This is a genomic window from Dietzia sp. B19 (assembly GCF_014145155.1).
Lineage (GTDB): Bacteria > Actinomycetota > Actinomycetes > Mycobacteriales > Mycobacteriaceae > Dietzia > Dietzia natronolimnaea.
In genome coordinates this window covers 1-7,095 of the sequence record NZ_JAALED010000168.1, presented here as the reverse complement: position 1 = coordinate 7,095, position 7,095 = coordinate 1, and the positions used below count along the sequence as shown (strand labels likewise).

Genomic DNA, 7,095 nt, shown 5'->3' with positions numbered 1-7,095 from the left:
GCCGCGGCGACCGTGCCGCCCACGACCGCACCGGTCGCCCCGAGGGCCGCCCCTCCCAGGGCGCCAGCCGAGCCACCGGCCTGGCCCTTCATCTGAGGCAGGATGATCGCCAGCAGTGCAGGGGCGCACAAGCCGGCCGCCCCGAACAGCACCAGAGAGACCAGCTTGTTCTCCTCGGACCCATCGAGGTTCATCGCCGCCCACACCGCAGACATGTAGACGAACGCGGCCGCGACTTTCAGCAACGCGAACGCGACCAGGACACCCATCGCGTTCTCGACGGTGAACCGTCCCGCTCGCCCGATCGCCCATGCCGCGAAGATCGGCATCAGCCCGATCAGGATGGGAAGCAAAATGATCCGCATGACCATCGCCAGACACATCGCCAGCGACCCGATCAGCGAGATGAGCACGAACACCAGCACCAAAATTGGGTTCATGTCCTCGCCGATCGTGACCGCATCGGTGATCTTCGTGAAGTCCCCGGCATCGGCGATATAGGTGTTCACCAGCACGTCAGCGAAGCCGTCGAAGGCCATGATCGCCGGTATCGCCAGTGCCGGAACCAGAGCCCCGTACAGCAGGTACCGGCCGTAGGCCGCGGCCGCGTCCTCCATCGCCTCCCCGGAGCCCTGCCGCCGCGTTGAGGCCACCTTTAGCAGGCCGATCACCAGGCTCAACGCGAGCCCAGCGATCGCGCCCTGCCACACGAGATTGTTGATTCCCGACGAGGACAGCTCGAGCGCGTCCGGGTTCAGTTTGAACTTCGTCCACAGCGTCAGCGTGTAGCCGATCACCGCCGGGTTGCCGTCCTTGATCTCCCGGACGATCCCGGCGAGCTTTCCATCCCACGCGGCATCCGCCGCGGCCTGGATCGCGTCGCCCGGATGCTGCACCGCGCCCACACCCATGCAAGCAGCAGCGTGAGCCCCGCGCACCGGAGCGGTGAAAGTCTCGCGAAGACCACCGGTGTGGGCAGAGTCGCGGAGCCACTCATGGGCGCCGGTGCCGCCCAGAAGTCCGCCGTCGACGAGGTCGCCGTCGCGGTCGCCGCTTCGGCATTCCTCGTTGAACTCCTGAAACTGGTTCTGTCCGGTGTCCTGGGCGTGGGCCGGCGTAGCGACAGCGATCGCGACGAAGAGCGCCACTACGACGGTGGCGAGGGCTTTCAGTGCTGGTCTCACATCCACCGGGACCACGACCCGTCGATCTCGGTGAGCGGAGTCATGTTTCGTCCCGAGACGATTTCCCATTGGTCGGCGACCCACTTCATCGAGACCCGAATCACCGGATGATCGTGAATTCCGACGTTGGGGTCGGGAGAGTTGATCTCTCCGACCGCTTCGTAGACTGACGGCAACGCGGCCTCGACGGTGCAGAAGTTCTCGTCGCACTGCCCGAACTTGAACCACCGCGGCGCACTGTATCCCTGCGCTGCTACCAGGGCGCGTCCGTCGACGGAGTCGCCGCGGGCCCGGATCTCCTCAAGAAACTCCGGGTCTTCGCCGGCCATCGTCGGCATGAAATGTCCGATGAAGTCGGCGTACACCCCGCCTAGCTCCATCCCGAAACCCATGTAATTGGCTGTTAGGAGTGCTGCACCGCCGGGTGAGCGGGCGTAGCCCGTCATTACCCCGTCGTCGACCCCGGTCGGTCCGTCCGAGCGCGAGACCATGACTGTGGTGCCGCTGCTCACGCGCTGCAGTTCGAGTCCGTCGGGAGGGCCCACCATTTCCTGGCCTACGGGGAAGGCGCCGGGCTCTCCGGTCTGCTCGCGCGGCGTCCCGCCGGCGGACGTCACCACTGTGACCTGGCGGCCGACCAGGTCAATGTCAGTGGTCTCGTCGTCCGACGGCGCAGCGATCCCGGCCGAGGGCTCTGGCGCACTCGTGGTGGGTGGAGCGTCCGCGCTGCCCGCGTCGTCGCTGTCGCCGGTGGCAATCGCCAGGATGAGGGCGGCGACCAGGGCCACGACGACCACCACGGCCGCGACGATCAGTGCTGCGGTGAGTCGTCCTCGTCGCTGTGAGTCCATGTTGAGCTCCTACTAGTCGGCGCGAAATTCGGTGAAGTCGTCGAGGTTGTCGAGTTCGACGGCGTCCACGGCGGTTTGTTGCGTCGGCAGGACGAGCTTCCAATCGCCCGTCTGCCACGCGAGCTGCGTCGGCTGGGCGGTGAGCGTGCCGTCGGGCCACTCCACGGCCAGGAGGACCTGGGCGCGGTCCTGCGAGTAGTCGGTGAACTGGAAGCCGACGAACTTCGCGGGATTGCGCACGCGGCCCTCGACCGACATCAGGGCCCGTGCCTGAGCCCACTGGTCCTTACCGGGTCCCGGCGCCAAGATGGTGCTCGCCATCTGCGGCCACGTGTTGTCACCGGTGGTGGCCAGCAGCGTTTGACCGGTCATGGCCGCGATGACTGCGCACTGTGGGGTGTGTGCGTAGCCGTGTTCGACCGGGTCGGTTTCGTCCGGGCACTGCTCAGCCCGGGGAACGGCGATGCCGGCCATTTGCGACCAGGTCGCCTCGGGCGCGGCAGTCAGATCCGGGCCGTCTTCGGTCCCTTCCGTCCCCGCGTCGTCGGTGCCGCACGCGGCGAGTGCCATCGCAAGCCCCGCTGCGGCAACCAGTGTGCGACTGCGCATTTTCTGCTCCTTCATTCCCCGTCAGATCGGGGTGTAGATCAGCGAGACAACCGCGCCGATGCTCGAGGCGAACATGAGGACCACAGCGATCACGAGAAGCCGCTCCACGCCCTGCTTGGGCTCGCGGCCCACCTCCCTGGCCTGACTGATCTCCACCAGTGCCCAGCCCATGAACACCACGCTGGCCACGGCTACGAAGCCGAGCCCGATCGAGATCCAGTTGGCCAGCAGCCCTTGGATTTCCGTTGGTAGTGGTTGCGGCGAGGCCGGGGGTGGGCTCTGCGCGAGCGTGTGGGCTGTCATCGGCTAGCCGTCTATCCGAGCAGCCAGCCGACGATCGGCATGAGCACACCCAGGCCGACCACTCCGCCGCCCCACCACAGCAGGCGCCCGGAGACTTGATCGCCGCGCCCGTCCTGGCGGGCGAACGCGATCCCAGCGAAGACCATGACGCCGCCGATGACGGCGATCACGATGCCGATCGCCAGCGCCACCCCGGCGACGTCGGTGAGGCGACTGGAGAGAAAGTCAGGAAGCCAGGGCGTGATGTTGTTGATGAAGGACGTATCGCCCTGTGCGAGCACTCGGATGTTCATGGTCAGTCAGTTCCCTTCAAGGGTGGTAGAGGTGGGCGCCGCACTCGAGGTGGGCGCTGTAGTGTTCGCCGGCCTCGCAACCGACGACGTCGTAACGGAGGTGTGGCCGACCTTGTTGAGGGCCGCTCGGGCGGCGTCACGGTTGAACTCGACGGAGTCCAAAGCGCTGAGTCCGACCTGGGTCTGGCGGGGTGCCGGAGCGAGCGGGTCCGCGCTGTCGGCGGTGACATCAGCGGCGATCGCTTGCACCCAGTCCCGGGTCGCTGTGGCTGGGCTGCGCCCATCCGGCAGGACCGGACGTTCTCCGTAGGCGTTGTGCTCGTTGGTCGACAGCCACGCCGCCAGGCTCACCGCGAGCTCCACCTGCTCCGGGACCGGCACCCCGGCGTCCTTGAGGATCTGCAGCGTCTGTCGTGCATAGCCCGAGGCGGTCCCCGGCTCCAGTAGGGACATCGCCGAGTCGGACAGCCTGGCCACTGCCACAGCGCCCGCGGCCTGGGGGCCACCGGTCACTCCTGCCACGGCGATCTGGGCAAGATTCTCCGGCGTGATGGTCTTGCGGGCGACGGTGATGGCCGCCCCAAGCGCCATCCCGCCGATCCCGGCGGCCACCTCCACAACCGTTCCGACGAACTGCTCCGGCGTCGGCAGGGGCGGCAGCCCCGGCAACCCCGGGATCCCCGGAATACCCGGAGGCATCGGGGCCGGCGGGCCGATGGCTCCTGCCGGTGCTGGTGTGACCTCGACGATCGGCTCCGGAGCCGGAAGCGCAGCCGGTGCCTCCTCAGGCACGGCGCTATCGGCCACGGTCGTAGCTGTGCTCGTCAAGGGTGCTTCGCTCCGGCTCGTCGGCGAGCTGGTGGTCTCCTCGGTGGCTGCTTGGACCCGCTTGTTCAGCACGGGCGTGGGATTGGCTGCGCTGGGGCGAAGTGAGAAGCCCGTGCCGCCGAAGCTGAAGTCAGCGATCTCGGACAGGTTTCCGACGCTGACCGCCCGGTCGAGGATCCGCGCGAGCTGCTCGAGTGCGGCGACCGGGTCGCCCAGCGACATCGTCTCGAGTAGCGGCACGATGTCGGCCACGAGCTTGGATTCGACCGGCAGACCACACACGTAGTCCCCGGGCAGGCACCACGAGACGACGCGGTCGCTGAGCTGACCAAAGCCCACGTGGCCGGTGTTGTCTGTGCCCAGCCCTCCCGCGTTCGCCGTCGGCAGCGTCTCCAGGCCCGTAATGGCGCGCAGAACGTTCTCCCCGGCGGTGCCCGGCACGGGCCCCACCGACGAGGCACCGTCCGGGTGCAGAGGCGTGCCCCCCGCTCGGGTCGGGTCGGCGAACAACGCCACGCCGGCCACCTGATCTGGGTCGATGACGCTCTGCCCGGCGCCCGTGCGCCGAGCAACGTTACTGATCACTTCTGCGCCCTGGGAGAATCCGGCAAGGAACACCTTCGTCTCCGGACACCTCGCGGCGACCGTCGCCATCAGGTCTTCCGTCATTTCCACACCGGTGTTCATCGACTCGGCATACGGCGTGGTGTCCCCGAAGTTCTCGGGTAGGTGCCGCATTCCGGGCGGCTGCGCTCCCCCGACCGTCGCGGGGTAGGTCACGTACGTGCGCGACACTCGCGCAGCCTGTCGGTTCGGTCCCTGCATGGACCGGCCGATCGCCTCTCCCGCGGTGCCCGCGAGCGACTGCACCCCGGGCGGCAAGTCGAGCAGTGCCGCAAACCCGGAGGACAGGTCCCCGATATTGCCTCCGTTCACCGCGGCCATCACGGGCCGCACGAGATGCTGGGACAAGAAGCCGTGGGTGTCGCTGTTCGGCTCGGCGAACCGAGATGTCTCGGAGGTGCCGGGAGCCAACAGCATGTGCACCGCAGGGCACTGCGTAATCCCCCTGCTGGTCGTGGTCGTGGTCGAGGTTCCCGGGCCTGGCCGAGCGGTGGTGGTCTGCGAGGCCGCAGGGCCGGCAGCTGACACGACCACGGTCGTCACTACCAGCGCCGAGAGAAGTTGCAATGGCGTGTTCATCTGCTCTTTCACCTTCTGCCCCAGGCCGCGACCTGAGTCCGCGCGGCGTCGATAAGTTCAGTGCCGAGTTCGGCGACGGCCGCGGGCACCGCTTCACGCGGTGACGGTCGTTTCTTCGTCGTGGGTGGTTCCCCGAGGGACCAGACGGGCAGCTCATCGAGCGCCACGGTGGTCAAACCGGGAATGAACGGGACCGACCACATCTGCGACGCGCCCCCGTCGATCTGGTCGAGTAACCCCGCCAGCACGTCTCGCCGCTGACGGACCTGCTGAGGCCGCCGGCCCGGCACCCGCGCGACCGTGGCCACGCCAAGCAGACGCGCGTGCGTGCCGGCCCCTCCGGTGGCGTACTGCCGCACCAGGGCGTGGGCCTTAGTCAGTGCTGTCACCGACTCCTCGGCCACGAGCACCACAAACGGCGACTGTTTGCCATGACCGCCCGGCCACCGGCCCTGAGCGTCCCCCGCGGGGCTGAGCCACCGGCAGAGCGTTGAGACCCCGGCGCCGCCATGCGCGCCCAACAGCCAGAGACCCGGTGATCCGCTCGCGGGCACCGCCCTGTCCCACACCGCGACACACTCATGCGACGCCGGGGGTTGAATCGTGGGCCGAACCTGTCCCGCTCCTGCGGGGACATCCCGTCGACTCTGAGCCATGATCGGGGCCGCCATCACTCTTCCTCCGCCGCAATACTGACGATCTCGACTCGGTCACCGTCACGACTGGTGGTGACCTGTTGGACGAAGGTTTCAGGGGTCTCAGACGGCCGCGCCTCAGTGATCTTCACCTGCGCTTTCGCACCGTCAGCCGTGATCGAGACACAGTGCTCAGTGCCCTCCGGGACCGAATCGATCCCTTCTTGGAGGGCTTCGACGTTCACCAGTGGTGAGTCGTCGGACGTCAGACTCAGTGCTTTCTTCGCGTCGCGCTCGGAGTAGTAGGCGTGCTGGAAGGCCAGGACGACGCCGGCCACCGATCGGGTGTCCCCCGCGCCGTCGCCGGTCACCGTCTCGCCTGACTCCGACCCCTCGCACTGGAAAGCCGCATCCTGCATCGTCCCGGCGTCCTCTGTTGCCAGGTCACCGGAGCGACCCTCGATCTCCGCCAGGTCGGCGGACAGGTCCGCTGGTTGATCCATCCCGTCGGAGAGCTTGTTGACCAGGAGTAGCCCGCCGCCGCAGACCAGTACGACGAGCAAACACGTCATCGCGGCGGGGATAGCCCATTCACGCCTACGACGTGGTTGGGCTATCCCCGTCCCTGGTTCCACTGCCGCCGGGTCCTCACCGGACGGCGGCGGCGTTACCTCGTCCGACACCTGAGCCGGCTCAGCTCCCACGAGCTGGTCCATCCAGGGCTGGTCTGGTTCGGTCTCGTCCGGTGCACGCGGCGGATCCGGCGTCGGCGGCAGCTTCACCTCGCCAGCGGCCGCTTCCACACCGAGTGCAGCCATCCAGTCGGGCTCCCCCACCTCGTCCTCCGGCCCACCTACTGGATCGACGGGCCGCAGCGGCGAGTCCGCGTCGTCATTGTTTTTTTTCGACACGTTGCCCTCCTAGATCACTCGAAGCCCTCGGTGGCTGTGGCGGTCAGTTGAAGTGGATCGGCGGGACGCCCGGGATGTTCAGGCCGTTGATCGACCCGGCCGCTGCGTCCTTGGCGTTGTTCATGCCGTCGTGGAACGCGTTCTCGACGCCCGTTGCAGCATGGGGGTTGCTCGCCACCGCGCCGCCCAGGCCGAGCGCTGCCGACCCTCCGCCGGCGGCGACACCGGTACCGACGATTCCTGCGGGAACTGCCCATGCGGGCGCGGTGGCGACCGCC

At 67.9% G+C, this 7,095-nt stretch carries 9 protein-coding genes; all 9 read right to left on the bottom strand.

Going from position 1 to position 7,095, the window contains the following annotated elements; all coding sequences use genetic code 11:
* Window positions 1-1,148: hypothetical protein (locus G6020_RS05960; RefSeq protein ID WP_156776076.1), on the bottom strand; the 1,148-nt coding region annotated here is incomplete at its 3' end.
* 32 nt (window positions 1,149-1,180) lie between these two features.
* Window positions 1,181-1,984 carry a hypothetical protein gene (locus G6020_RS05955; RefSeq protein ID WP_182609982.1) on the bottom strand — a complete coding sequence of 268 codons (804 nt, stop codon included), beginning with the start codon at window positions 1,982-1,984 and terminating at the stop codon, window positions 1,181-1,183.
* A gap of 63 nt (window positions 1,985-2,047) precedes the next feature.
* Window positions 2,048-2,659, bottom strand: coding sequence for a hypothetical protein (locus tag G6020_RS05950; RefSeq protein ID WP_069388984.1), 612 nt, complete (start codon window positions 2,657-2,659; stop codon window positions 2,048-2,050).
* A gap of 6 nt (window positions 2,660-2,665) precedes the next feature.
* Window positions 2,666-2,947, bottom strand: a complete 282-nt coding sequence (locus tag G6020_RS05945) for a hypothetical protein (RefSeq protein WP_069388983.1) — start codon at window positions 2,945-2,947, stop codon at window positions 2,666-2,668.
* Between the two features lie 11 nt (window positions 2,948-2,958).
* A complete protein-coding gene (locus G6020_RS05940) occupies window positions 2,959-3,240 on the bottom strand; it encodes a hypothetical protein (protein WP_069388982.1) in 282 nt (93 codons plus the stop codon).
* A gap of 6 nt (window positions 3,241-3,246) precedes the next feature.
* Window positions 3,247-5,040, bottom strand: a complete 1,794-nt coding sequence (locus G6020_RS05935) for a cutinase family protein (RefSeq protein WP_182609981.1) — start codon at window positions 5,038-5,040, stop codon at window positions 3,247-3,249.
* Between the two features lie 239 nt (window positions 5,041-5,279).
* Complete coding sequence (locus tag G6020_RS05930; protein WP_187700301.1) at window positions 5,280-5,684, bottom strand: hypothetical protein; 405 nt, start codon at window positions 5,682-5,684, stop codon at window positions 5,280-5,282.
* Window positions 5,685-5,941: 257 nt separating this feature from the next.
* A complete protein-coding gene (locus G6020_RS05925; RefSeq protein WP_182609980.1) occupies window positions 5,942-6,742 on the bottom strand; it encodes a hypothetical protein in 801 nt (266 codons plus the stop codon).
* A 118-nt stretch (window positions 6,743-6,860) separates the two neighbouring features.
* Window positions 6,861-7,095 (bottom strand): hypothetical protein (locus G6020_RS05920; protein ID WP_182609979.1); only part of this gene is annotated, 235 nt, incomplete at its 5' end.